Source organism: Arthrobacter sp. Y-9 (assembly GCF_029690065.1).
Taxonomy (GTDB): Bacteria; Actinomycetota; Actinomycetes; order Actinomycetales; family Micrococcaceae; genus Arthrobacter_E.
The window spans coordinates 3,140,264-3,163,414 of record NZ_CP121463.1; the positions used below are offsets into that span (position 1 = coordinate 3,140,264).

Annotated in this window: 23 protein-coding genes; 13 read left to right on the forward strand and 10 right to left on the reverse strand. The window is 69.5% G+C overall.

Annotated elements, in window-relative coordinates:
• The first annotated feature begins 30 nt into the window (after positions 1–30).
• From aceB to P9849_RS14240, 5 genes are all read left to right on the forward strand, one after another.
• Positions 31–1,629: a malate synthase A gene (gene aceB / locus P9849_RS14220; protein WP_278267375.1), complete on the forward strand. Its 1,599-nt coding sequence runs from the start codon at positions 31–33 to the stop codon at positions 1,627–1,629.
• Positions 1,629–2,894, forward strand: coding sequence for an aldolase (locus P9849_RS14225; protein WP_278267376.1), 1,266 nt, complete (start codon positions 1,629–1,631; stop codon positions 2,892–2,894). The genes aceB and P9849_RS14225 overlap by 1 nt, the downstream gene beginning before the upstream one ends.
• 18 nt (positions 2,895–2,912) lie before the next feature.
• The gene (locus P9849_RS14230; protein ID WP_278267377.1) at positions 2,913–3,743 is read left to right on the forward strand and encodes a bifunctional allantoicase/(S)-ureidoglycine aminohydrolase; all 831 of its coding nucleotides are present in this window, start codon (positions 2,913–2,915) and stop codon (positions 3,741–3,743) included.
• Positions 3,744–3,882: 139 nt separating this feature from the next.
• A complete protein-coding gene (locus P9849_RS14235; RefSeq protein ID WP_278267378.1) occupies positions 3,883–4,548 on the forward strand; it encodes a type IV toxin-antitoxin system AbiEi family antitoxin domain-containing protein in 666 nt (221 codons plus the stop codon).
• Positions 4,545–5,528 carry a nucleotidyl transferase AbiEii/AbiGii toxin family protein gene (locus tag P9849_RS14240; protein ID WP_278267379.1) on the forward strand — a complete coding sequence of 328 codons (984 nt, stop codon included), beginning with the start codon at positions 4,545–4,547 and terminating at the stop codon, positions 5,526–5,528. The genes P9849_RS14235 and P9849_RS14240 overlap by 4 nt, the downstream gene beginning before the upstream one ends.
• Before the next feature lie 96 nt (positions 5,529–5,624).
• Here the strand turns inward: P9849_RS14240 and P9849_RS14245 are convergent, their stop codons facing one another.
• Genes P9849_RS14245 through P9849_RS14260 form a run of 4 tightly spaced genes read right to left on the reverse strand, consistent with a single transcriptional unit; the run spans position 5,625 to position 12,032 of the window.
• Positions 5,625–8,807 (reverse strand): glycoside hydrolase family 2 TIM barrel-domain containing protein, encoded by a 3,183-nt coding sequence (locus P9849_RS14245; protein ID WP_278267380.1) that lies wholly within the window; start codon positions 8,805–8,807, stop codon positions 5,625–5,627.
• The gene (locus tag P9849_RS14250) at positions 8,804–9,718 is read right to left on the reverse strand and encodes a carbohydrate ABC transporter permease (protein WP_278267381.1); all 915 of its coding nucleotides are present in this window, start codon (positions 9,716–9,718) and stop codon (positions 8,804–8,806) included. Before P9849_RS14250 ends, P9849_RS14245 begins: the two co-directional genes overlap by 4 nt.
• Complete coding sequence (locus P9849_RS14255; RefSeq protein WP_278267383.1) at positions 9,715–10,698, reverse strand: sugar ABC transporter permease; 984 nt, start codon at positions 10,696–10,698, stop codon at positions 9,715–9,717. The genes P9849_RS14250 and P9849_RS14255 overlap by 4 nt, the downstream gene beginning before the upstream one ends.
• A complete protein-coding gene (locus P9849_RS14260) occupies positions 10,695–12,032 on the reverse strand; it encodes an extracellular solute-binding protein (RefSeq protein ID WP_278267384.1) in 1,338 nt (445 codons plus the stop codon). Before P9849_RS14260 ends, P9849_RS14255 begins: the two co-directional genes overlap by 4 nt.
• Before the next feature lie 136 nt (positions 12,033–12,168).
• Between P9849_RS14260 and P9849_RS14265 the strand changes: the two genes are divergently transcribed.
• The 3 genes from P9849_RS14265 (at position 12,169) to P9849_RS14275 (ending at position 14,750) form a co-directional block, all read left to right on the forward strand.
• Positions 12,169–12,768 (forward strand): TetR/AcrR family transcriptional regulator, encoded by a 600-nt coding sequence (locus tag P9849_RS14265; protein ID WP_278267385.1) that lies wholly within the window; start codon positions 12,169–12,171, stop codon positions 12,766–12,768.
• Between the two features lie 80 nt (positions 12,769–12,848).
• Complete coding sequence (locus P9849_RS14270; protein ID WP_278267386.1) at positions 12,849–13,493, forward strand: NAD(P)-binding domain-containing protein; 645 nt, start codon at positions 12,849–12,851, stop codon at positions 13,491–13,493.
• Positions 13,494–13,691: 198 nt separating this feature from the next.
• Complete coding sequence (locus tag P9849_RS14275) at positions 13,692–14,750, forward strand: phosphatase domain-containing protein (protein ID WP_278267387.1); 1,059 nt, start codon at positions 13,692–13,694, stop codon at positions 14,748–14,750.
• Positions 14,751–14,781: 31 nt separating this feature from the next.
• Here P9849_RS14275 and P9849_RS14280 read toward each other — a convergent pair whose 3' ends face one another.
• Positions 14,782–15,366: a histidine phosphatase family protein gene (locus tag P9849_RS14280; RefSeq protein WP_278267388.1), complete on the reverse strand. Its 585-nt coding sequence runs from the start codon at positions 15,364–15,366 to the stop codon at positions 14,782–14,784.
• A 141-nt stretch (positions 15,367–15,507) separates the two neighbouring features.
• Complete coding sequence (locus P9849_RS14285; RefSeq protein ID WP_278267389.1) at positions 15,508–16,242, reverse strand: NUDIX domain-containing protein; 735 nt, start codon at positions 16,240–16,242, stop codon at positions 15,508–15,510.
• A 102-nt stretch (positions 16,243–16,344) separates the two neighbouring features.
• Here P9849_RS14285 and P9849_RS14290 point away from each other — a divergent pair, with 102 nt between their 5' ends.
• From P9849_RS14290 to P9849_RS14300, 3 genes are all read left to right on the forward strand, one after another.
• Positions 16,345–17,343, forward strand: coding sequence for an SPFH domain-containing protein (locus tag P9849_RS14290; RefSeq protein WP_278267390.1), 999 nt, complete (start codon positions 16,345–16,347; stop codon positions 17,341–17,343).
• A 12-nt stretch (positions 17,344–17,355) separates the two neighbouring features.
• The gene (locus P9849_RS14295) at positions 17,356–18,258 is read left to right on the forward strand and encodes a hypothetical protein (RefSeq protein ID WP_278267391.1); all 903 of its coding nucleotides are present in this window, start codon (positions 17,356–17,358) and stop codon (positions 18,256–18,258) included.
• Between the two features lie 157 nt (positions 18,259–18,415).
• Positions 18,416–18,964, forward strand: coding sequence for a hypothetical protein (locus P9849_RS14300; protein ID WP_278267392.1), 549 nt, complete (start codon positions 18,416–18,418; stop codon positions 18,962–18,964).
• 98 nt (positions 18,965–19,062) lie between these two features.
• Here the strand turns inward: P9849_RS14300 and P9849_RS14305 are convergent, their stop codons facing one another.
• The gene (locus P9849_RS14305; protein ID WP_278267394.1) at positions 19,063–19,251 is read right to left on the reverse strand and encodes a hypothetical protein; all 189 of its coding nucleotides are present in this window, start codon (positions 19,249–19,251) and stop codon (positions 19,063–19,065) included.
• Positions 19,252–19,312: 61 nt separating this feature from the next.
• Between P9849_RS14305 and P9849_RS14310 the strand changes: the two genes are divergently transcribed.
• Together P9849_RS14310 and P9849_RS14315 are read left to right on the forward strand one after the other, a co-directional pair.
• Positions 19,313–19,960 carry an adenylate kinase gene (locus P9849_RS14310; protein WP_278267395.1) on the forward strand — a complete coding sequence of 216 codons (648 nt, stop codon included), beginning with the start codon at positions 19,313–19,315 and terminating at the stop codon, positions 19,958–19,960.
• 67 nt (positions 19,961–20,027) lie between these two features.
• On the forward strand, positions 20,028–20,510 hold the full coding sequence (locus tag P9849_RS14315) for a GNAT family N-acetyltransferase (protein ID WP_278267396.1): 483 nt from the start codon (positions 20,028–20,030) through the stop codon (positions 20,508–20,510).
• A gap of 73 nt (positions 20,511–20,583) precedes the next feature.
• Here the strand turns inward: P9849_RS14315 and P9849_RS14320 are convergent, their stop codons facing one another.
• From P9849_RS14320 to P9849_RS14330, 3 genes are read right to left on the reverse strand one after another with little or no spacing between them, the layout of a single operon-like run.
• On the reverse strand, positions 20,584–21,192 hold the full coding sequence (locus P9849_RS14320; protein ID WP_278267397.1) for a DUF1992 domain-containing protein: 609 nt from the start codon (positions 21,190–21,192) through the stop codon (positions 20,584–20,586).
• A 4-nt stretch (positions 21,193–21,196) separates the two neighbouring features.
• A complete protein-coding gene (locus tag P9849_RS14325; RefSeq protein WP_278267398.1) occupies positions 21,197–21,589 on the reverse strand; it encodes an OsmC family protein in 393 nt (130 codons plus the stop codon).
• A gap of 29 nt (positions 21,590–21,618) precedes the next feature.
• Positions 21,619–23,043, reverse strand: coding sequence for an APC family permease (locus P9849_RS14330; RefSeq protein ID WP_278267399.1), 1,425 nt, complete (start codon positions 23,041–23,043; stop codon positions 21,619–21,621).
• Positions 23,044–23,151: the final 108 nt, after the last annotated feature.

The window sequence follows — 23,151 nt, forward strand, 5'->3', positions numbered from 1 at the left end:
GACGGCACCGTGGAGAAGTAAGGACAGCACATGACCATCACCGTCACCAACCCCCAGCCGGTGGAGCGCGCCGAGGAGATCCTCACCCCGGAAGCCCTCGCTTTCGTGGAGGCCCTGCACGAGAAGTTCGCGGCACGCCGCAATGAGCTGATCGACGCACGCGTCACCAAGCGCGAGCAGGTCGCCAAGACCGGGACCCTGGACTTCCTTCCCGAGACCGCCGAGGTCCGCTCGGGCGACTGGAAGGTCGCCGAGGCCCCCGCGGCCCTGCAGGACCGCCGCGTCGAGATGACCGGACCGGCCTCGCCGGCCAAGATGGCCATCAACGCCCTGAACTCCGGCGCCAAGGTCTGGCTCGCCGACCTCGAGGACGCCAGCACCCCGACGTGGCACAACGTCATCGACGCGATCCTCAACCTGCGCGACGGCGCCCGCGGCACCCTCTCCTACACCTCGCCGGAGGGCAAGGAGTACCGTCTGCGCACGGACGCGCCGCTCGCCGTCGTCGTGACCCGTCCGCGTGGCTGGCACATGGACGAGAAGCACGTCCTGGTGGACGGTCAGATCGCCGTGGGCGCGCTCGTGGACTTCGGTCTGCACTTCTTCCACGTGGCCCAGCAGCTGATCGAGAACGGTCACGGCCCGTACTACTACCTGCCCAAGATGGAGAGCCACCTCGAAGCCCGCCTCTGGAACGACGTCTTCACCTTCGCCCAGGAGTACGTCGGCATCCCGTACGGCACCATCCGCGCCACCATGCTGATCGAGACCATCCCGGCCGCGTTCGAGATGGAGGAGATCCTCTACGAACTGCGCGACCACGCCTCCGGTCTGAACGCCGGCCGCTGGGACTACATGTTCAGCATCGTCAAGTACTTCCGCGACGCCGGCGAGGACTTCCTCTTCCCGGACCGCGCCTCCGTGCAGATGACCGCACCCTTCCTGCGCGCCTACACGGAACTGCTCGTGAAGACCTGTCACAAGCGCGGCGCCTTCGCCATGGGCGGCATGGCCGCCGTCATCCCGAACCGCCGCGAACCCGAGGTCACCGAGGCCGCGTTCGCCAAGGTCCGCAACGACAAGACCCGCGAGGCCACCGACGGCTTCGACGGCTCCTGGGTGGCGCACCCGGACCTGGTCCCGATCTGCGAAGAGGTCTTCGACTCCTTCCTCGGCGACAAGCCGAACCAGCTGGACAAGCAGCGCCCCGAGGTCGAGGTCACCGCGGCGCAGCTGCTCGACGTCGCCTCCGCCAAGGGCGAGGTCACCGAGGCCGGCCTGCGCCTGAACCTCTACGTGGCCGTGGCCTACACCGCCGTCTGGATCTCCGGCAACGGCGCCGTGGCCATCCACAACCTCATGGAGGACGCCGCCACCGCCGAGATCTCCCGCTCCCAGGTGTGGCAGCAGATCAACGCCGGCTCCGTGCTGGCCGACACCGGCAACACCGTCACCCGCGAGCTCGTCCGGCAGATCCTCACCGAGGAGACCGAGAAGCTGCGCGGCGAGGTGGGCGAAGAGGCCTTCGAGAAGTTCTACTCCCCCGCCAGCGAGCTGATCGCCGAGCTGTGCCTGGGCGAGGACTTCGTCGACTTCCTCACCACCCCGGCCTACGAGCTGGTCGACTGATGGCGGGCACCTCACTCTCCGCTGCCGATCTGACGGACGTCGAAACCCGGCTCGCGGCCACGGACACCCTCCTGGACCGCAACTACCCGGGCGATGACGGCAGCCGCCAGCCCATCCACACCGTCTACGTCTCCGCGGACCGCTTCACGCCGGACTTCGCCGCGGAGTGGGGACAGGCCGCGAACGACGTCGTCGCGCAGCACGGCGGGCTCGAAGCCCTGGGCGCCCTGCTGGGTCAGTCCGAGGAGCTGAACGCCGCCGTCGCGCCGCGCGTCGCGGCCAAGCTCGCCAACGAACCCATCGAGGACCTCCGTCTCGACTTCGAGGACGGCTACGGCAACCGGGGCGACGAGGCCGAGGACGCCGACGTCGTGACCGCGGCCAAGGCCGTCCACCAGGCGGTGGAGGCCGGCACGGCTCCCCCGTTCATCGGCATCCGCTTCAAGTGCTTCGAGGCCCCCACCCGGGCCCGCGGCCTGCGCACCCTGGACCTCTTCGTCTCCACCCTGGTGGAGCAGGGCGGCCTGCCTGACGGCCTGGTCCTGACCCTGCCGAAGGTGACCACCGTGGACCAGGTCACGGCCATGGACCACGTCGTCTCCCGCCTCGAGGAGATCCACGGGCTGCCCGCCGGCCGCCTGCGCTTCGAGGTGCAGGTGGAGACGCCGCAGCTGATCCTCGGCCACGAGGGCACGCATCCGGTGGCGCAGCTGCCGCATGTGGTCCCGGGCCGCATCAGCTCGCTGCACTACGGCACCTACGACTACTCCGCCAGCCTGCAGATCGCCGCCGAGTACCAGTCCATGGAACATCCGGTGGCCGATGTGGCCAAGGAGATCATGCAGCTGGCCGTCGCCGGGACGGGCATCCGCCTCTCCGACGGCTCCACGAACATCATCCCCGTGGGTGAGAACGTGGAGAACGCCTGGAAGCTGCACGGCCGCCTGGTCCGCCGGTCCCTGGAGCGCGGCTACTACCAGGGCTGGGATCTGCACGCGCACCAGCTGCCGAGCCGGTTCGCGGCGAGCTACGCCTTCTACCGCGAGGGTCTGGCCGCGGCCACCACGCGCCTGAAGAACTACTTCTCCCAGACGGACGCGGGCGTCATGGACGAGCCCGCCACCGCCCGCGCGCTGGCCAACTTCGTCCTCCGCGGCGTCCAGTGCGGCGCGGTCGGCGAGGACGAGGTCCTGGCCCTGACCGGCGTCGCACTCCCGGAGCTGACGGTGCTCGCGCACCCGCGGCTCGCCACCACTTCTCACTGATTCACGAAGGAGTCCTTCATGGGAAATCTCTACTACCCCACGGGTGGCCTGCCGCCGCAGTCCCATCTCACCACCGAGCGTGCGATCGTCACCGAGGCGTACACGGTCATCCCCAAGGGCGTTCTCACGGATATCGTGACGAGCCTCCTGCCGGGCTTCACGAACACCCGTTCGTGGATCATCGCCCGTCCGATCTCGGGCTTCGCCACCACGTTCTCCCAGCTCATCGTCGAGGTGGGGCCGGGCGGCGGCGCGCCGAAGGCCGAGTTCGAGTCCGGCGTCGAGGGTGTCATCTTCGTGGTCAAGGGCACGCTCACGCTGAACCTCAAGGGCGAGCAGCACGTGATGGAGGAGGGCGGCTACGCCTACCTGGCCGCCGGCGATGAGTGGGGTGTGGAGAACACCACGGGTGACATCGCCACGTTCCACTGGATCCGCAAGGCCTACGACCGTCTCGAAGGCTACGAGGCCACGTCCTTCGTCACGAACGAGAAGGACGTCGAGGGCGTCGCCATGCCGGACACCGACGGGGTCTGGAAGACCCAGCGCTTCGTGCCGTCGGACGACCTGGCGCACGACATGCAGGTCAACATCGTCACCTTCCAGCCCGGCGGCGTGATCCCCTTCCCGGAGACCCACGTCATGGAGCATGGCCTCTACGTCCTGGAGGGCAAGGCCATGTACCTGCTCAACAAGGACTGGGTGGAGGTCGAGGCGGGCGACTACATGTGGCTCCGGGCGTTCTGCCCGCAGGCCTGCTACGCCTCCGGCCCCGGCCAGTTCCGTTACCTGCTCTACAAGGATCAGAACCGCCAGATCAAGCTCACCGGCGCACCGCTGCCGGGCTGAGCCTGCTAGCCGCTGACCGCGACGGCGGCCGTCGTGCACTCTCGAAGGAGGGGCACGACGGCGGCCGTCGGCGTTGGGGGGTGAGGCGCGGGGCGGCGCGAGTGTATACGTTTATAGCGCTCAACGCTATAATTGATGCATGACATATGAGGCTGTGACTCTTCTCGGCCACCTTGCGGAAGTCCGTGGGGGCCTGGTCACCGCCGCCCAGGCGAGTGCAGCGGGGGTTTCGCCGTTCCAGGTGTCCCGGATGGCGGATGCGGGAGTGCTGATTCCCGTGGGGCGTCGGGGTGTCTACCGGATGGTCGGGGCACCCGAGCTCGAGCATGAGGACATCACGGCGACATGGCTGTCGCTGAAGGGGATCGACGCCCCGGCTTCGGAGCATGGAGCGCAGGGCCTGGTCGTCGCCGGTGTCGACGCCGCACTCCTGCACGGCCTCGGCGATTTCTACCCCGGTGACCACGAGCTGATCTCAGCATCCCGCAAGACCACGCGGCAATCAGATGTGCGGATCCGCCACGCGCAGCTGCACCCCGAAGAGGTGACGTGGGCCGCCTCGGTGCCCGTGCTGACCGTCGAACGGATGATCGCGGACCTCATGGCCACCTGGGTCGAGTCGAGCCTCGTGATTGACGTCGTCAGGGACGCGATCCAGGCTGGACGGCTCGTTCACCCTCACCGGCTTTCCGAGGCCCTGGCGCCACTGGCTGCGGCCCGGGGGTTCGCAGCCGGTGACGGTGTTGCAGTCGCCGAGTGGCTGTACGAACACGCCGGACTGCAACCGCTGGGAGCTGTCGCGTGAGCGAAGGCTACGCCTCGTGGACAGCGCTGGCCGCGGCGCTGAAGGCCAAAGCCCAGCAGGATCTCAAGAACGGCACGACCACCAAAAGCGTGCACGAGCAGCTGACGCTCGCTCGTTTCGACCGGTTCCTCTCCCGTGTCTTCGCCGATGGTGGGGATGGCTGGATGCTCAAGGGAGGAGGAGCCATGCTCGCGCGCATCCCTGACACCCGGGCCACGAAGGACCTGGATCTGGGAACCGATCAGGACCTCGACGACGCGATTCGCGACCTGGAACAACGCGTTCGCGTCGACTTCGGCGACCATCTGCGCTTCGAACTGGTCCGCACGATCGCGACCGGCCGCGGCAGCAATCAACCCGGCGTCCGGCTGCGCAAGGCCGTGTTCGTCGCCCGCGACGCTGAGACCGGCAGGAATCTGGGCGAAGTCTCCGTCGATGTCGCTCTTACTCCCGCGCCCATCGGAAAACCGGACGTTGTGCAACCGGCCAACCGCATGGCGCTGGGAAAGAAACTCAGAACGTCCCCCTACCGGCTCTACCCCTTGGCCGATCATGTCGCCGACAAGGTCTCCGGCGTCATGTCGACCTTCGGTGGCCGTCCCTCCACGCGAGTGAAAGACCTCGTGGACCTGGTCGTCATCGCGGGCACTCAGCAACTCAACGCCAGAGAGCTCCAGAAAGCGCTGGACGCCAGAAGGGCCACCGGTCAGCTCTCCCCCGAGAACGTCACTTTCCTGATTCCCAGGCCATGGACGACAACTGCTGGACGACGCGAGTTCGAACGCCTGGCGCACCTCGTCGGCACCGACCTGAATCCCGTGAACGCTGAGGCGCTCGTCGGGCGGATGGTGGATCCTGCGCTGTCCTCCGACCCGATACCGGAAGCTGTGACCTGGGTGCCGGGGCACGGGTGGGTCGGAGGCCCGGAGCAGACGGCGTCGCGGAGCCATGAGCGAAGGAACAAGCTTCCTCAGCGCTGAGCCGCTGACCGCGACGGCCGCCGTCGTGCACTCTCGAAGGAGGGGCACGACGGCGGCCGTCGGCGTTGGGGGGTGAGGCGCGGGGCGGCGCGACGCTCAGAGCGCCGTGAACCTCAGCAGCAGCGTCCGGGCTTCGGGGCGCAGGGCGTGCTCGGGCCACACGTCCGGACCGCAGGCCCGCGAGCCGAGGCCGTTCTGCGCGGCGTCGAGGTAGAGCCAGGTGCGGCGGGATTCCGGGAGCTCGTGCGGGTGCGCGGCCCCGGAGAGTTCTTGGGCCGTGTGCCGCGAGAGCGTGAAACCGGGCAGGCGCCCGGCGGCGTCGCGCTCCGCCTCCACTCGGAGCCAGGGCTTGCCGGCACCACCTGCGCCACCAGCACCGCCCAGCAGCAGCTCCAGTTCCCGCACCTCACTCCGGTGACCGTTCTCCTGGGGCCGCGAGTACACCGTCCCCAGCCCCTCCACGGACTCCGCGTACCGCCCGACCAGGGCCGCGTGACGGCTGTCCGGGTACGACTCGCGGGGGCCGGTGCCGAACCACTCCGCGCCGGCCACCTCCGACGGGAGGCCGAACCGCACGCCGATCCTCGGCAACAGCAGGTCCCAGGCACGGTCGCGGACATGGTTCCCGCTCGGGGTGAGGTCGAGCCGCAGCCAGAGTTCGTCCCCGGACAGCTCCCAGTGCTCGTCGAGGTGAAAGGACCGGGCGGTGTCCGCGGCGGCGTACCGGGCGCGGACCGTGAGCGAACGGTCCGTCGCCTCCACGGATTCGATCCGGCGGTGGAGCCGGTCCAGTCCGGCGGACCGCCAGACCTCCTCCCACGTCGGCGCGGGCTGACCCGTGCCGAGCACGCCGCGGACGCCCGGCGAACGCGGGTCGGCGGCGTCGTAGGAGCCGAAGCCCTGCCCGCGGTCGTTGTCCGTGGGCGCCCGCCAGAGCTCCAGCCGCGGAGCCTCCACGGACTGCCCGGCCAGCGAGGTGAGCAGGCCGCCGTCGAACACCGCGGGGCCCAGCTCCAGCCGGCGCGGGACGCCGGACACGGCACCGGAGGAGGCAGCGGACGCAGGCCCCGCCGGACGGGGCCCGGCGCGACGTTCCCGTACAGGGGTCAGGTCGAGCTGGGCGGACGCGAGGACGTGGCCCTCCTCCGCCCACGCGGTGTCCGCGGCGAGCACGACCTCGGCCGTCAGCCACGTCTCACCCTCGGGGGCCACCGGCACCGCGGGCAGGGCGTACGTGGCCGCATCGCCGGCCGCCAGAGGCGCGGACCCGTCACGCGCCGCGTCGCCGCCCACCACGGCGAGGGACCCGGCGACGGCGCCGCCGCCGTCGTGTGCGGGGACCGGACGGCCGTCGTGCTCCAGCCGCCAGCGGATCCTGACGTCCGACGCCGGCGCGCTGTGGCGGCGGTTCTCCACCCGGACGACGGGCGCCGCGGCCGTCCCGCTCAGCGTCAGCCGGAGCGGGGAGACCACCTGGCGGTACTCGTGGAGTCCCGGGCTGGGGGTGCCGTCGGCGAGGACCATGCCGTCCATGACGAAGTTCCCGTCGTGGATCTCCTCCGCGAAGTCCCCGCCGTACGCGTAGAAGGGCGTGCCGTCGGGGGCATGAGTCAGCAGCCCGTGGTCACGCCATTCCCAGACGAAGCCTCCGTGCAGCCGGGGGTACCGGTCCACGAGGTCCTCGTACTGGTCGATCGCGCCCGGGCCGTTGCCCATGGCGTGGATGTACTCGCAGAGGATGAACGGTTTGCGGCGCTGTCGCAGCGACTCCGCGGCACTGCACCCGAGCAGCAGATCGGTGGCGCCGTCCGTCCCGATCGACTCGGTCTCCGGGATGGAGGAGTACATGCGGGAGTACACATCGGTGTACGCGCCGGTGTAGTCGCCCTCGTAGTGCACGGGCCGTTCCGGATCCCGCGCGTGCACCCAGGCGGCCATGGCGGCCAGGTTCGCTCCGGTGCCGGATTCATTGCCCAGCGACCACAGGACCACACTGGGGTGGTTCTTGTCGCGCTCCACGGTCCGTTCGATGCGGTCGAGCAGGGCGTCACGCCAGACGGGGTCGTCGCCGGGGTTCCCGTCCCAACCGTGCCGCTCGAAGCCGTGCGTCTCCAGATCGCATTCCAGGATCACCCAGAACCCCAGCTCATCGGCCAGATCCAGCAGGCGCGGATGCGGCGGGTAGTGGCTCGTGCGGATCGCGTTGACGTTGAAGCGCTTCATCAGCTGCAGGTCCTCACGGGCGAAGTCCTCGTTGAAGGCGCGCCCCCGCTCGGGATGCGTCTCGTGCCGGTTGACGCCGTGGAACACCACGCGCCGGCCGTTGACCAGGAAGCGGTCGCCCTCGATCCGCACCGTACGGAAGCCGATCCGCTGCGTGACGGTCTCGCCCTGCGCCTCGATGGTCGCCTCATAGAGCCGCGGCGTCTCGGCACTCCACGGCTCGACGCCGGCCACCACCACCGGGGCCACGTCGCCGGGGCGCTCCCAGACGACGTCGACGTCCAGTTCCGCGATCCGGAACCGGACCGGGAACGCGGCCTTCCCCGCACTCACCTCGGGCACGACCGTGCCCTGCCCGGTCCCGGACGCGTCGCCGTCGTACGCGGTGCGCAGCCAGAGGTCGTCGAGCCCGCCCACGGGTCGCGCCAGCAGTGTGACCGAGCGGAAGATGCCCGGCAGCCACCACTGGTCCTGGTCCTCGAGATAGCTGGCGGCGGACCACTGGTGCACCCGGACCGCGAGCACGTTCTCCCCCGGGCGCACGGCCTCGGTGACGTCGAACTCCTGGGCCAGCCGGCTGCCCGACCCCACCCCGATCTCCGTCCCGTTGAGCCACACCTTGTACCGCGATTCCACCCCGTCGAAGCGGAGCAGGAGGCGTTCGGCGCCGTCGAAGCTCTCGGGCAGCGTGAAGACGCGGCGGTGGTCACCGGTGGGGTTGGCGTCCGGGACGAACGGCGGCTCGCAGGGGAACGGGAACTGGACGTTCGTGTAGATCGGTCGGCCGTACTTCCCGTCGCCCTGCAGGACCCAGTGGGAGGGGACCGGCAGGGTGTCCCAGCCGTCGGTGCTGAAGCCGGGGGCCGCGAAGTCCTCGGCGTCCTCGCCCTCCGGCAGGGCCAGTGCCCCCGCCGGGGTGCCGGGCGCGGCCGGAAGAAGGCGGAAGTCCCAGTCGCCGTCGAGGCTCAGCTCCGGCGCGTCCGAGGCGAGCCGCGCGCGGGCCGGACTGCGGCGTCCCTCGCCGGGCGCGGTGCTGGTGAGGTAGGCGGCGGTCATTTGACGGCTCCTTCGGTCAGGCCCCCGCGCCAGAAGCGCTGCAGGACGATCATGGCGATGGCCAGCGGGATGATGGAGAGCAGCACGCCGCCCGTGGTGAGTTCGTAGAACTCGGGCAGGCGGTCCACCTGGGACAGCCAGTTGTTGAGGCCGAGCGTGATCGGGTACAGCTTGCTGTCGGAGAGCATGACCAGCGGCAGGAAGTAGTTGTTCCAGATGCCGACCAGCTGGAAGAGGAACACCGTGACCAGGGCCGGCGTGAGGACCCGCAGGCCGATGGTGTGGAAGATCTTCAGCTCCCCCGCGCCGTCGATGCGCGCCGCTTCGATCAGAGCCGTGTCCACCGTGGCCTGGGCGTAGATGCGGCAGAGGAACAGGCCGAACGGGGACACCAGGGACGGGATGAGCACCGACCAGTAGGTGTTGGCGAGGCCCAGCTGGCTGAAGAGCAGGAACATGGGCAGTGCCGTGGCGGTGCCCGGGACGAGGACGCCGCCGAGGATCGTGCCGAACACGGCGTTGCGGCCACGGAACTCGTACTTGGCGAGGGCGTAACCGCCCGCGGCGGCGAGGTAGGTGGCCAGGAGCGCACCCACTCCGGCGTAGAGGACCGAGTTCAGGAACCAGCGGAGGAAGACGCCGTCGTCGTAGCTCAGCACCCTCGCGAGGTTGTCCCAGAGGGCGAACTGCCCGGAGAACAGGAAGCCGTTGGTGGAGAAGAGGTCCTGCGTGGTCTTGGTCGACGCCACCAGGACCCAGTACACGGGCACCAGGAAGTACAGCGCGACGACGACGAGGATCGCCGTGACGATGATGGTGCTGGACCGCTTGCGGCCGGTACGCGGTGCGGCGCCGGAGCGGGGCGCCTCGGCGGCGCGACGGGTGGCGGGAGGGGCCGTGGTGCTGGTCATGAGGACTTCCTGTTCGTGAGGCGGAGGAAGACGAAGGAGAGGATGAAGGCCGCGAGCGCGATCAGGACGGCCTGAGCGGCGGCGACGTTGTAATCGTTGTAGGCGAACGCCGTCGAGTACGCCGAGAGGTTCGGCGTGTACTGGCTGTCGATGGCCGGGGCCGAGGTCTTCAGCACCTGCGCCTCGGCGAAGAGCTGCAGGGTTCCGATGATGGAGAACACCGTGGTGAGGACCAGCGCCGGGGTGATGAGCGGCAGCTGGATGCTCCGGGCGATCCGCCAGGGCGAGGCGCCGTCCACACGGGCCGCCTCATAGAGCTCGGCCGGGATGGCCTTGAGCTGCGCCACGATGATGAGCATGTTGTAGCCCGTGTAGCTCCAGGTCACGATGTTCGCGATGGACCACAGCACGTGATCGGGCCCCAGGAAGTCCAGCGTGATGCCCAGGCTCCCGGCGATGTCGATGAACGGGCTCAGGCCGGGCACGTAAAGGAAGGACCACAGGATCGTGGCGATCACGCCGGGCACGCCGTACGGCATGAAGTAGGCGGCGCGGAAGAAGCCGGGCCACCGGGCCGAGGCCGACTCGAGCAGGAGGGCCAGAACGGTGCAGAGGACGATCATGACGGGCACCTGCACGACGCCGAACAGCAGCACGCGCCCGATCGACGCGATGAAGTTGGCGTCGCCGAGGGCCTGGGCGTAGTTGTCGAAGCCGGCGAATCCGCTGGTCACGCCTTTCTCCCCGAAGAGCCCGCTGCGCGTGACCTTGGTGAAGCTGGAGACGAGGGCCACGAGGATGGGCAGGACGAAGGTCAGGGTGAAGAGGGCCAGGAAGGGCGCCAGGAGGATCCAGGGGGCGCGGGCCGCGGCCCGGGAGCGGCCGCCCCGGGTGGGCCGGTTCGCGGTGGCCGCGTCGCCGTCGTGCGCCTGTCCGTCCTGGGCCGGAGCCTGGGATGCTGCGGCTGGTGTGCTGCTCATGCCTGTTCCCTCCTGATGGTCAGGCCCTTGTTCCTGAAGACGGTCATGACGTCCTTCTCGGCGGAGGCCACGGCGTCCACCAGGGAGGTGCCGCTCGCCTTCTTCCGGAAGCCGTCGCTGAGGATGTTGAAGGTCTGCTGCGTGACCGGCCACCAGGACCACTTCGGGTTCTGTTCGCGGCTCGCCGGGATCAGCACGTCCTTGAAGTAGTTCTGCCCGCTGAAGAACTCCGAGGGCTGCTGTCGGGCGGTGCCGACGAAGTCCTTCGCGGGCGACCAGCCGATGCCGCTGTGCTTGATCATGGCGTCGATGCCTTCGTGTGAGGTCGTCAGCCAGACGGCGAATTCGAGGGCTTCACGGGGGTGCTTGCTGCCGGCCAGGATGGCCGTGGTGGAGCCGCCGAGGTAGCTGGATCCGAATCCGGTCTTGCCCCAGACCGGCATGGGGGCGGCCTTCCACTTGCCCTTGCCGCCGCTGACACCTTCCACCAGGGCGTCGCCCCAGCTGCCCGACGTGATGGAGGCGATGCCGCCCTTGGCGGCCGCGGCGAACCAGGCCGGGCTGTAGTGGGCGAAGCCGGTCTGGACCAGGCCGTCGTCGATCGCCTTGTCGAAGAAGCGCGCGACGTTCAGGGTGGCGTCGTCCGTCATGTTGATGACCCAGCCGTCCTCCTCGGGCCGGAACCAGGCGGCGCCGGCCTGACCCGCGAAGGCGGCGAAGGGGCTCGCGTCGCTGATCGCGAAGCAGTCGATGTAGCTGCCCGCGCGCCGCAGTTCCTTGCCCACGGCGGCCCACTCGTCCCAGGTCTTCGGCGGGGTTGCGCCCACCTTTTCCAGGAGCGCCGGCTGGTAGAAGGTCGCCATGGGACCGGAGTCCTGGGGGATGCCGTACACGCCGCCGGTGAAGCTGACCTGGCCCCATAGCGTGGGGTCGTAGAGCGGAGCGAACTCCTGAGCCCCGTAGCGGTTCAGGTCCACGAGGCCGTTGACCAGCATGAACTCGGGGATGGAGCGCAATTCGATCTGTGCCAGATCCGGGCCGGCCCCGGCGGCGAGCGCCGAGTACATCTTCTGGTATCCGCCCGAGTTGCCTCCGGGGATCCACACCACGTCCACCTGGACCTGGGGGTTCTTGGCGTTCCAGAGGTCGGCCACCTTCTGGAAGTCCTTGAGCCAGGCCCAATAGGTGAGCCGGATCTTCTCACCGTTCGCGGCGGGGATGGCCGGATCGGCGTTGACGGAGTGCGTGCCGGGAGTGGCGCAGGCGCCGAGTGCGGCCAGGGACAAGGCGCCCAGCCCTGTGCCGAGCAGCCGTCTCCGGGAAACATGGGGCATGACACATACCTCTCTGTACCTGTAGCGGGCGCCGGACGACGGAGGCCGGCGCGGCTAGTGTGACGAGGCTAACACAAATTTCGAGTAGTCACTCTAATTTCGCACTGTTCGCCACAGCGGCGCTAAGCTCCACTCCATGAGCGCCCAGCGAGCACCCCGCACCGGCAAACGCGGCCCCTACGCCAAGACGGCGGCGACCCGGCAGAAGATCGTCGACGCCGCCCTCAACGTGTTCGCCACGCGCGGCTATCACGCGGGAAGCCTGCAGGATGTGGCCGACGAGGTGGGCATGAGCCAGACGAGCCTCCTGCACCACTTCAAACGCAAGAGCGACCTCCTCCTGGAAGTCCTCGAACAGCGCGACAGCAGCGGAGTCTCCCGCCTCGGACCCATGCCGTTCCGGGACATGGTGCTGCTGCAGGCGCGGGCCAATGTGGACATCGCGGGCCTCACCCAGCTCTACGCGGTGCTCAGCGGCGAGTCGACCACGGAGGGCCATCCGGGGCGGGACTACTTCGCCCAGCGCTTCAAGCGGCTGCGGGAGGAGTACACCGGTGAGCTCGAGGCCCTGCGCGCGGCCGGGAAACTGCGCCCCGGCGTCGACCCCGCGCAGGCGGCCGCGTCCCTGATCGGGCTCTGGGACGGCATGCAGCTCCAGCGCCTCTACGCCCCGGACACGGTGGACGTGGCCGCGAGCCTGGAGGCCTATCTGGACCTGATCCTGCTCCCGGAGTGATGCCTGGGCGCCATTGATTCATTCCACGTCATATTTCTCAACGCCGGAATGGAGTCCGCCCGGAGCCGGTTGTGCCGGACATGAGCGAAACCATTGGAATCATCGGAGCAGGAAACATCGGCAGCCAGGTCGCCCGCAAGGCGGTGGAACTGGGGTACGACGTCGTGATCAGCAACTCGCGCGGGCCGGAGACCCTCACCGAGCTGGTGACGGAGCTCGGCCCCCGGGCGCGGGCCGCGACGGCTGAGGAGGCGGCAGCGGCCGGCGACTTCGCCGTCGTCACGGTCCCGCTGAAGGCCTATCAGGACGTCCCCGTGGCGCCACTGGCCGGCAAGGTCGTCATCGACACCAACAACTACTACTGGGAGCGCGACGGGCACATCGAGGCCCTGGACCGCGGCGAAGCCACCACCTCCGGCCTCCTGCAGGAACACCTGCCCGAGTCGAAGGTCGCCAAGGGCTTCAACCACATCGCGGCCGCCGACATCACCACGGACGGCACCCCCTCCGGCACGGAGAACCGCCGCGCCCTGGCCACCGCGAGCGACTTCCCCGAGGCCGCGGCCCTCGTCACCCGTCTCTACGACGAGTTCGGCTTCGACACCGTCAACGCCGGCCCGCTCTCGGAGAGCTGGCGCGTGGAGCGCGACCGCCCGGCCTATGTGGTCCGGCAGAACGCGGCCGAGCTCGAAGCGAACCTGGCGAAGGCCCCTCGCACCGCCTGAGTCACGTGCGGCCCTGAGTTGCTTGCGGCCCTGAACCGTCACAGCCCAGTGCCGTCACAGTCCCCGGGACCGACCGTCGGTCCGGGGGCTGCGCCCGTTCACAGCGTCCGCGCTTGTGACACCGTCCGGACCAGGGCAAACAGCCCTGCGGGCCGCGCCGCCGTGGCGCGACCCGCAGTCTGTGACAGAGTTAACCCCATGCAGCATGAGCCAGCCCGCCGCTCCTGGGCAGGCAACCCGCTCTTCGGGGCGGCCCACAGGATCTCGTCCTTCATCAATTCAGCGCGTCTGAAAATGGCCCGGAAGACGCACTTCCAGCCGGCCACGGTGCCCTACATGGGCTACGGCTCCACCACGCAGGTCCGGATCCTGGCCCGCGTCATGCTCGCCGCCCGCACCCTGCCGGGCAGCCGCGCCGATCGGGCGGCCCGGAACGGCAACCAGAACATCCGCGGCTGGCGCGCCTTCACCTCGGTTCCCATTCCGGAGCGCGAGGTGGACATCGAGATCGGCGACGCCCGGGTGCGGGTGAAGGCGGACCGCGGCGGCCTCGTGGACACCGCGGTGGAGGTCAGCCTGGAACCCGGCTGGCACACGGCCACCATCCGGGCCTCCGGAACGCCGTCCGCCGAGGCCCCGCTCCTCGTGCTGCCGCCGGACATGGAGTTCGGCATCCTCTCCGACATCGATGACACGGTCATGGTCACGGCACTCCCCCGCCCCCTGCTGGCCTTCTGGAACGCCTTCGTCCTGAATGAACGCGCGCGGATGGCCACCACCGGCATGGCCGTGCTCTACGAACGGATTCTGCGCGCCCACCCGGGCGCTCCCGTCTTCTACCTCTCCACCGGCCCGTGGAATGCCGCGCCGACGCTGAGCCGCTTCCTGCACCGGAATCTCTACCCGGTGGGACCCTTGCTTCTCACGGACTGGGGCCTCACGGAGGACCGCTGGTTCCGCAGCGGCCGGGAGCACAAGCAGGACAACCTCGAGCGTCTGGCCCGCGAATTCCCGCGCGTGAAGTGGCTTCTGGTGGGCGACAACGGCCAGCACGACGAGGCCATCTATTCGGAATTCGCCCGGCAGCATCCGGAGAACGTGGCGGCGGTGGCCATCCGGCAGCTGTCCGTGGGCGAAGCGGTCCTGGCCGGCGGACACACGCCGGACATGGACCACTCGGGTTCGGCCATCCCGTGGGTCTACGCCCCGGACGGCGCCGGGCTGGCGGAGCAGCTCCGGAAGATCGGGCTGGTCTAGCCCCGGACCGGCGGCCGGTCGCGGGGAGCGGTCAGTCCCGGACCAGCTGCGCGGCGGTCTCCACCCCGGCCACCCGGACCTCGCCCGTGGCGGCATCCCAGACCAGGGTGTGCACGGAGCAATTGGTGAGCGTGGAGTAGTCGTACGCCTCGCCGACCAGCGTGCGCAGGACCATGGCCATCCAGCCGCCATGGCTCACGACGGCGATCTCCTCGCCATCGAAGGCCGCGGCCAGTTCCTCCAGCGCTCCGAACGCCCGCGCACGCAGCTCCTCATCACTCTCCCGGCCCGGGATCTGTTCGCGGTCGGGGAAGAGGCGCTTGACGTCGTCGTCGTGCATCCCTTCCGCCTCGCCGAAGTGACGCTCCATGAGGCGGGCGTCCGCGGCGGGAGCGGGGAGGTCCTGCGCGTCGGCGATGGCCCGGCCGGTGGCCACGGCACGGCCCAGGGTCGAGGTCACGACGGCGGCCAATGGCACCTCGCGCAGCGCCTCGGCCACCCCTGCCGCCTGCTCGACGCCGGTCTGGTTCAGGGGGATGTCCGTCTGGCCCTGAAAGCGTCGCTGCACGTTCCAGTCCGTCTGGCCGTGTCGGACGAGGTGCAGGGTGCTTGCCATGGGATGCCTTCCGGAGCGGGGTGGGTCTGCTTCCAGTGTCTCAAAGACCGGCGCTCCGGCGAACCGCCTGGCCTCGGCCCGGCCGCCACCCGCGATGCGCGCCTCACGCCTCAGCTCAGGCGACCGGCTCAGACCGCCGGCTCAGACGACCGGCCGCATGAGCGGCGGATTCAGCACCGCGCGGCTTCCTGCGCGAGCCTCGGGCGCGAGCCGGTACAGGGCCGCGGGACGACCGGCGTCGCCCGAGGACACGTCGCCCGTCTCCTCGAGGAATCCCGCGGCGCCCGTGGCCTTGCGGTGGAAGTTCCGCGGATCGAGCCGGACGCCCCAGACCGCCTCATAGACACCCCGCAGCTGGGCGATGGTGAACTCGTCGCCGCAGAACGCCGCCCCCAGCGGCGAGTACTCCAGCTTGGCGCGTGCCCGCTCCACGCCGTCGGCCAGGATCCGCGCGTGGTCGAAGGCCAGGGCGCCGGCGTCGTCCAGCACCCGGTCCACCGGGACCCAGAGCGCTTCGCTCGCGTCGCCGCCGCCCGCGACCACGGGGAAGTCCGGCGCGAGCACCAGGTGGGCGACCGTCAGGACATCACCCCGGGGGTCGCGGCCGGCGGGGCCGTAACTCGCCAACTGCTCAAGGTGCCCGGGCAGGCGTTCGACGCCGGTCTCCTCGGCAAGCTCCCGTCGCGCCGCCGCGGGAAGCTCCTCCCCCGGCAGGACGAAGACGCCCGGCAGCGCCAGCCGGCCCTTGAACGGCTCGAGCAGACGGCGCACCAGCAGCACGTGCAACGCGGCATCGCGCACGGTGAGCGCGACGATGTCCACGGTGACCGGGAAAGCGTGGAAAGCAGCGAGGGCGTCAGACTTCCGGTTCGTCATGGTCCCCAGCCTAGCATTTATCGTCACCTTGACATTAATAGCGGAGACCTCCTAGAGTTCAATTATCGTCAAGTTGACGATAATTAGCGAAGGAGAGACATCATGACCACCATCAAGAGCTACCCCTGGATCAACCACTTCCTCGGCGGCCCCACCGGTTACGTGGTCCACGTCCAGGGCGGGCAGGTCCGTCACCAGGGTGTGGGGCAGGCCTTCTGGTACCGTCCCGGGATCTCAGTGCTGAGCGAGATCCCCGTGGAGGACCGCGAACTGCCGACTCTCTTCCACGCCCTCACCCAGGACCACCAGGACGTCAGCGTCCAGGCGAACATCACCTACCGCTTCACCGACCCGGTGCTCGCGAGCGCCCGCCTGGACTTCGGACTCAAGAAGAAGGACGAGGCACCCGCGACCGGCGCCCAGCAGGTCGAGACGATCATCGGCCAGCTCTGCCAGGCGGCCGCGAACGACCACGTCGCCCGCTTCACCCTGGCCGATGCCCTGAGCAACGGAGCCGCCCCGCTGCGGGACGTCCTGTTCGGGACCCTGACCCGGGACGCCCGCCTCCAGGACACCGGCATCGCGGTGCTCGGCGTGCACGTCCTCGCCATCCGACCCGAGGCCGAGGTGGAGCGTGCGCTGCAGACCCCGGTCCGGGAGCAGCTCCAGGCCGAGGCGGACCGCGCCACGTTCGAACGGCGGGCACTCGCCGTCGAACGCGAACGCGCCATCGCCGAGAACGAGCTGGCCAACCAGATCGAACTCGCGGCCCGCCGGGAGAACCTGGTGGCCCAGGAGGGCGCCAACGCCCGCCGTGAGGCGGAGGAGCGTGCGGCCGCAGCAGGTATCGAGGCGCAGGCCGCGGCCGAGCGCGGCGCCATCGCGGCGGAGGCCGAAGCTGGCAGGATCAAGCTGGTGGGTGAAGCCGAGGCGGCCCGTGAGAAGGCGGCCATGGACACCTACCGCGATCTCGACCAGGGCATCCTGCTCGCCCTGGCCCTGAAGGAGGCCGCGGCGAACCTGCCCGGCATCCAGAACCTGACCATCACTCCGGACATGCTCGGAACCGCACTGGCCGCCCTGACCGCGGCGAAGAAGTAGAGAGGACAGATCATGGCCAATCCCCGGATGGTCCTGGTCCACCGCCGGACCGAGCTGGACGAGCTCCTGGACCGGCACGGGACGCGCGGCCAGGTGGAGTTCTTCCTCAAGGTCCGCGACCGCGATCTGGCGGAGGTCCAGGCGGCGCACGACACCCTCACCGAAGCCCGCGCCGCACTCCGCCAAGCGGTTCCCGCCGGCTGGCGGACCGGGGAGGTGGAACGCGCGGATCTCAGCCGCTTCCTCATGGCGCCCGACGACGTCGTGGTGGTGGTCGGGCAGGACGGCCTGGTGGCGAACACGGCGAAGTACCTCGCGGGCCAGCCGGTGATCGGCGTCAACGCCGAGCCGCGCCGCAACCCCGGCGTGCTCGTCCGCCACAGCCCGCGGCAGGCGGCGGCGCTGCTGGCTCAGGCCGCCGCCGGGACGCCTGGCGCCTGGGGTCTGCCACTGGAGCGGCTCTCCATGGTGACCGCCCGCACGGATGACGGCCAGGAACTCTCCGCGCTCAACGAAGTGTTCCTGGGGCACGCCTCGCATCAGTCCGCGCGTTATGAACTGCGCACCCCGGACGGCCGGCGGGAACGGCAGTCCTCCTCCGGCCTCATCGTCTCCACGGGAACCGGGTCCACGGGCTGGTGCGCGTCGATCGCCGGCGAGCGGGGAGGACGGGCTCTGCCCGCCCCGACCGATCCGCAGCTGGCGTGGTTCGTCCGCGAGGCCTGGCCGTCCCCGGCGACCGGGGCGACGCTGACCGAGGGGCTGCTCCAGCCCGGCGAAGCTCTCAGCGTCACCGTGTCCTCGGAGCAGCTCGTGGTGTTCGGCGACGGCATGGAGGACGACCGGCTGACCCTGACCTGGGGCCAGGAGGTCCTGGTGGGGCTGGCCCCTGCCCCGTTGAACCTGGTGGGATGAACCCGGTGGCGTAAGCCCGGTGGCGGACTGAGAACGGGTGTGGGGAGTCCCGCTTTCCCGTTGTTCCGCCTCCCCGCTTTATCGCTTTCCCGCTTCCCCCGACGATCGTGATGGGATCGTCACCGCCGCATATCAGCACACCGTCCAGAATGAGGACATGAGCACTCGCAGCGATCCTGCCACGCGCGTCTGGCGCCTGTTCAACGTCGGTCTTCTCGGCCTCGGGGCCCTCCTGCTGGCAGGCTTCTTGGGGATGATGGCTCTCAGCGGCCACCTGTTCCCGCCATCGACCCGGTGCGCTCCCCCGGCGTTTCACCTCAGCGCTCCGACCGCCCACCCCGGGGACACTCTGACGGTAGAGGCGCCGGACGCCGCATGCCATCCGCACTACGGCGCGAACGCTCAAGCCGAGGTCCAGCTGATGGACCGGACGTCCACGAGCCTCGTCCGGCTGCTCGTCCCGATGAGCGACGACGGCGGCTTCCGCACCACCCTGAACGTGCCGGGAAATCTCCCGGCCGGGGATTACACCGTCACCGCCACCCCGTACGGCATCGACACCTGCTTCGATTCAGTCCGCCTCGGGGGAGCGGCCCAGGGCCACCAGCATTCCGGGGCCACGGCCTTCGCTGCCGAGGCCGACGCCGCGACTCCCCTCGCCAGCTGTGCCTTGCCGCAGAGGCCGCTGACCGTCGTCGCGCGCTGACTGTCGTCGTGTGCTGGGCCTCACCGGCCACCTGCCCGGGACGGGCTCCCGCCGCGTCTCGTCGCGTCCGCGGGGGGACGCGGGAAGTCGACTGCCCGTCAGCCGGTGACCCGGACGTTCTTCGCGAGGGTCTTGAACCGGACGCCGTCGGACTGAAGCACGGTGAGGGTGACGGCGCCGGTCTTGCTCGTGTTGACGTCCTGCACGATCCCGGACTTTCCGGCGTGGGTGCCCGCGATGACGTCGCAGCGCTGACCATTCTGCACGGACACGGATTCCTGGCTCATGCGGCCATGATACTGAGGAGGATTCCCTTGACCGGCACGGGCCTCTGGATAGGCTGGGGCCATGAGCCGAGCATCCGTGGATTCCCCCCTGCCCCGAAGGATCCTGATCTACGGCGTGACCGGAACCGGGAAGTCGACGGCGGCGGCCCGGCTGAGCCGGATCACGGGGATCCCGTGGCACTCGGCGGACGATGAGATCGGCTGGCTGCCCGCATCCGAGGCGCCCTGGACCAACCCGAGCGACGACGACATGAGAGCCATCGCGGAGGACATCGTCGCACGCGACGAGTGGATCCTGGACAGCGCGTACCGCCAGTTCCGGGACGCTGCGCTGGCCCGGGTGGAACTGGTGGTCGGGCTGGACTACTCCCGACTGTTCTCCTTCGGCCGTCTGCTGCGGCGGACGTTCCTGCGAGTCAAGGACCGTACGCCGGCATGCAACGGGAACACCGAGACCCTGGGGCGGGTGCTCTCCAACGATTCCATCCTCCTGTGGCATTTCCGGAGCTTCCCGGGCAAGCGTGCCCGGATCCGGGCCTGGGCCGACGACCCCTCGGCCCCGCCGGTCCTGGTGTTCCGCAAGGCCTCCGAGCTGGACCGCTGGCTCGAGGCCCAGGCGGCATGCTTCTCCCCTCGCCCGGAGACCCCTGACGGCGGGCGGTCGGATGCCCGCGACGGCGCCCAGACCCCGTCCCGCGACGGCAGATAAAACAGCCCCGACACCCTCAGGAAACACGCCGGAAATCGTCGACTGCGATGGTGAAGGGGTGGAAATCATGATCGAACGTGTCCGGCTCGCCACCCCCGCGCTGGAAGACTTCCTGACCACCCATCAGGCCGAGCTGTCACAGACCGCACCCGCGGAGAGCTGCCATGCCCTGGATGTCGACGCGCTCCTGCACCCGTCCGTCCGCCTGTTCGCGGCATACCTCGGGCGGGAACTGGCCAGCACGGGCGCCCTCAAGATGATCGACGGCACCCACGAGGAGCTCAAGTCCATGCGGACCCACCCGGACTACCGGGGCCGCGGTGTGGCTCGCCGCATGCTGGACTTCCTCCTCGAGGATGCCTGGCGCCGCGGCGTCACCCGGGTCTCGCTGGAGACCGGGAGCATGGCCTTCTTCGAACCCGCCCGAGCCCTGTATCGGCAGGCGGGTTTCCGTGAATGCCGGCCCTTCGCCGACTACGCCGAGGATCCGAACAGCGTCTTCATGAGCCGCGAACTCGCCTGCCAGGCAGTCCTCGCGGTTCCCGCCTGACGGGAGAAGCGCTGACCGGAGACGCGGTGACCGGAGACGCATTGGCGGCGTGATCGCCGGGCGGCGCTGCGGGCTACGTTTCGCCGCGCCAGAACCGGCGCCACCAGCCGCGGCCACGTTCCGGCGTCGGCGGTTCTTCGGGACTCGCGACGACGGCGGCGCGGCGCGAGCGCCAGCGTTCCACTTCCTCTTCGACGTCCCGGGTCGGCGTCACGACCGGCGGACCGCCCTGCAGTTGCCGGCGGGCGTTGATGACGCGCCGGTTGAATTCCTCGAGCGCCTCGCGGACCTGACGTTCACCGGGCAGCCCGTCCAGGGTGGAGTCGAGGTCACGGTCCACGGTTCTCAGCAGGATCGCCTCCGGCGCCAGGCCACTCAGGTTCTCGCGCTGGATGAGGCCCTTGAGCCACCAATCGGGGTCGTAGCCGCCGTCGAGACCGGGGATGGGTTTCCCCGCGTACTGCAGGTTCTCGAACTTGCCCTGGGCCATGGCCTCGCGGACCAGGTAGTCGGCACGCGCCGCGGTGTTCACGCGGGAACGCTTCTCCCGGAGCGCTTCCTGTTCGGCCTCGTGGGCGCGTTCCTCCTCGGTCAGCGCCGCGCCGTCCGCCCCGGCACGTAGCACCGCGGCCCGTTCCAGACGGGCCTCGAGCGAATTCCTGCGCGAACCACCGGTGGCCATGCTTCTACGGTACTTCCTGCAGCAGCTCGACCGTCACCTCTGGTTCGGAGGCCAGGGTGGCGTGGATGGTGCAGTGCTTGCTGGCACGGAGAAGGGCCTGCTGCTGGGTGTCGGTGAGCCCTTCCGGAAGGCCGAGCCGCACGGTGATCGACCCCATGCGCCGCGGCTTGTTCGCCATGTCCCCGTCCACCTGGACGGTCAGCGGGGCGGACAGTTCGATGCCGTTGCGCTGCGCGTAGTCGGACACCACGGAGAGGATGCACGACCCGAGGGAGCCGAGAAGAAGTTCGGTGGGCATGAACGTCCCGATTCCCACCTCCACCGAGCTCTCGCCGGACCGGACGGTGAAGTTCTGCGCCGCGGTCTGCTGGGCGGTGATGCTGTAGTGATCTGCCATGGGAGCCTCCTGAGATGGGGATCGGATGTCTAGTCGTGTGTCTTGTCGTGGGCCCGACCACCCGCCGGGATGCCTGAGTCCGAACCGTCCGTCGACGGGGTGTCCGTTCCACGCTGCCGCAGGTGCTGGATCACGGCCACGGCGATGCCGACGACCAGCCAGACGGCGCCCACCGTCAGGGCACTGATGTTCGCGAAAGCGATCACGAGCAGGAAGAACACGATTCCGACCACCGGCACGACCAGGTGCACCAATCGGTTCCCGCTCTTGCGTTTGACCAGGAAGTACCCGATCACGGAGGCATGAAGCAGGATGAAGGCGCTCATGGCCCCGATGGAGACCGTGGACGACAGCAGGTCCAGCCCGTCGGGCTCGGCGGCCGCCCACACCGCCAGAATCAGCGTGACCGCGGTGACGAGCACCGTGGCCAGCGCCGGGGCCGAGCCGTTCCGGGTCACCTTGCCGAATACGGCAGGGAAGCGACGTTCGCGCGACATCGTCATGACCACTCGGCTTCCCGCGGCCAGGCCCATCATTCCGGCGAAGCTCGCACCCAGCGCCTTGGCGATGCCGAGGAGCGTCGCGAGCCAGGGAGCCACCTGCGAGCGGATCGTGTCGTAGAAGGCGGTGCCCTGCGCCTCAGGATCGGCGGCCAGCTGAGCCGGGGACGGGACCGTGATGAGCTCCACGATGTAGCTCTGGAAGAGGAAGAGGACGCCCGCGATCACGAGGCACGCGAGCATGGCCTTGCCGACCATCCGACTGCTGCCTTTGGCCTCCTCGGCGAAGGTGGCGATCGCGTCGAACCCGAGGAATGCCATGGCCGCGATCGACACCGCGCCCAGGACGGCGGCCAGAGAGAACCCGTCCACTCCGGCGATCGGCGACAGCGGGGCCTGGTGGATTCCGGATCCGGCGATGGCGGCCAGCGCGGCCACGAGGACGATCGCCAGCACGGCCACCTCGGCGATCACCACGGCCATCGCCGCACGGGCGAGACTCTTGCCGCCGGCGAGGTTCAGCCCGGTGGTCAGGAGGACGGCGAGTGCCGTGAAGACCCAGGCGGGGATGGCGGGGAGGAAGGAATGCATGGCCAGACCGGTGAAGAGGAAGGCGACGCTAGGGATGAGGAGGTAGTCCAGCAGGACCATCCACCCGGCCACGAATCCCGCGCCCCGGCCTATGCCCGCCGTGGCATAGGAATACACCGACCCGGCGGCCGGGACCACCCGCGACATCTGAGAGTAGGAGATCGCCGTGAGGGCCATGATGAGCGTGGCCACCACGTAGACCGTGACCACCGCGCCACCACTCTTGGCGTAGATGGGACCGAAGATGCCCACCGGCGCGGCCGGGCCGATGAAGACCAGCCCATTGCCGATCAACTGCTTGAGACCGAGTGAACGGCGCAGGCCTCCCTCCGGCACTGCGGTGTCTGTGTGCGTTTCTGACATCTGTACGCTCCTGAAGACCTGCCCGAAGGCTCGCGGTGGAACGCCCTCCTCCCCAGGACGGACCGTCTTTCAATTCTGCGCGCCCTCCCCAGGCCCGCATAGGGGTAA

Excerpts from the sequence above, each read along its gene's own strand:
- P9849_RS14255 (WP_278267383.1), bottom strand. The coding sequence starts at position 10,698 with ATGAGCAGCACACCAGCCGCAGCATCCCAGGCTCCGGCCCAGGACGGA.
- P9849_RS14260 (WP_278267384.1), bottom strand. The coding sequence starts at position 12,032 with ATGCCCCATGTTTCCCGGAGACGGCTGCTCGGCACAGGGCTGGGCGCC.
- P9849_RS14275 (WP_278267387.1), top strand. The coding sequence starts at position 13,692 with ATGCAGCATGAGCCAGCCCGCCGCTCCTGGGCAGGCAACCCGCTCTTC.
- P9849_RS14325 (WP_278267398.1), bottom strand. The coding sequence starts at position 21,589 with ATGGCAGATCACTACAGCATCACCGCCCAGCAGACCGCGGCGCAGAAC.
- P9849_RS14315 (WP_278267396.1), top strand. The coding sequence starts at position 20,028 with ATGATCGAACGTGTCCGGCTCGCCACCCCCGCGCTGGAAGACTTCCTG.
- P9849_RS14280 (WP_278267388.1), bottom strand. The coding sequence starts at position 15,366 with ATGGCAAGCACCCTGCACCTCGTCCGACACGGCCAGACGGACTGGAAC.
- P9849_RS14270 (WP_278267386.1), top strand. The coding sequence starts at position 12,849 with ATGAGCGAAACCATTGGAATCATCGGAGCAGGAAACATCGGCAGCCAG.
- P9849_RS14290 (WP_278267390.1), top strand. The coding sequence starts at position 16,345 with ATGACCACCATCAAGAGCTACCCCTGGATCAACCACTTCCTCGGCGGC.
- P9849_RS14305 (WP_278267394.1), bottom strand. The coding sequence starts at position 19,251 with ATGAGCCAGGAATCCGTGTCCGTGCAGAATGGTCAGCGCTGCGACGTC.
- P9849_RS14330 (WP_278267399.1), bottom strand. The coding sequence starts at position 23,043 with ATGTCAGAAACGCACACAGACACCGCAGTGCCGGAGGGAGGCCTGCGC.
- aceB (WP_278267375.1), top strand. The coding sequence starts at position 31 with ATGACCATCACCGTCACCAACCCCCAGCCGGTGGAGCGCGCCGAGGAG.
- P9849_RS14295 (WP_278267391.1), top strand. The coding sequence starts at position 17,356 with ATGGCCAATCCCCGGATGGTCCTGGTCCACCGCCGGACCGAGCTGGAC.
- P9849_RS14235 (WP_278267378.1), top strand. The coding sequence starts at position 3,883 with ATGACATATGAGGCTGTGACTCTTCTCGGCCACCTTGCGGAAGTCCGT.
- P9849_RS14245 (WP_278267380.1), bottom strand. The coding sequence starts at position 8,807 with ATGACCGCCGCCTACCTCACCAGCACCGCGCCCGGCGAGGGACGCCGC.
- P9849_RS14230 (WP_278267377.1), top strand. The coding sequence starts at position 2,913 with ATGGGAAATCTCTACTACCCCACGGGTGGCCTGCCGCCGCAGTCCCAT.
- P9849_RS14250 (WP_278267381.1), bottom strand. The coding sequence starts at position 9,718 with ATGACCAGCACCACGGCCCCTCCCGCCACCCGTCGCGCCGCCGAGGCG.
- P9849_RS14310 (WP_278267395.1), top strand. The coding sequence starts at position 19,313 with ATGAGCCGAGCATCCGTGGATTCCCCCCTGCCCCGAAGGATCCTGATC.
- P9849_RS14320 (WP_278267397.1), bottom strand. The coding sequence starts at position 21,192 with ATGGCCACCGGTGGTTCGCGCAGGAATTCGCTCGAGGCCCGTCTGGAA.
- P9849_RS14285 (WP_278267389.1), bottom strand. The coding sequence starts at position 16,242 with ATGACGAACCGGAAGTCTGACGCCCTCGCTGCTTTCCACGCTTTCCCG.
- P9849_RS14300 (WP_278267392.1), top strand. The coding sequence starts at position 18,416 with ATGAGCACTCGCAGCGATCCTGCCACGCGCGTCTGGCGCCTGTTCAAC.
- P9849_RS14225 (WP_278267376.1), top strand. The coding sequence starts at position 1,629 with ATGGCGGGCACCTCACTCTCCGCTGCCGATCTGACGGACGTCGAAACC.
- P9849_RS14265 (WP_278267385.1), top strand. The coding sequence starts at position 12,169 with ATGAGCGCCCAGCGAGCACCCCGCACCGGCAAACGCGGCCCCTACGCC.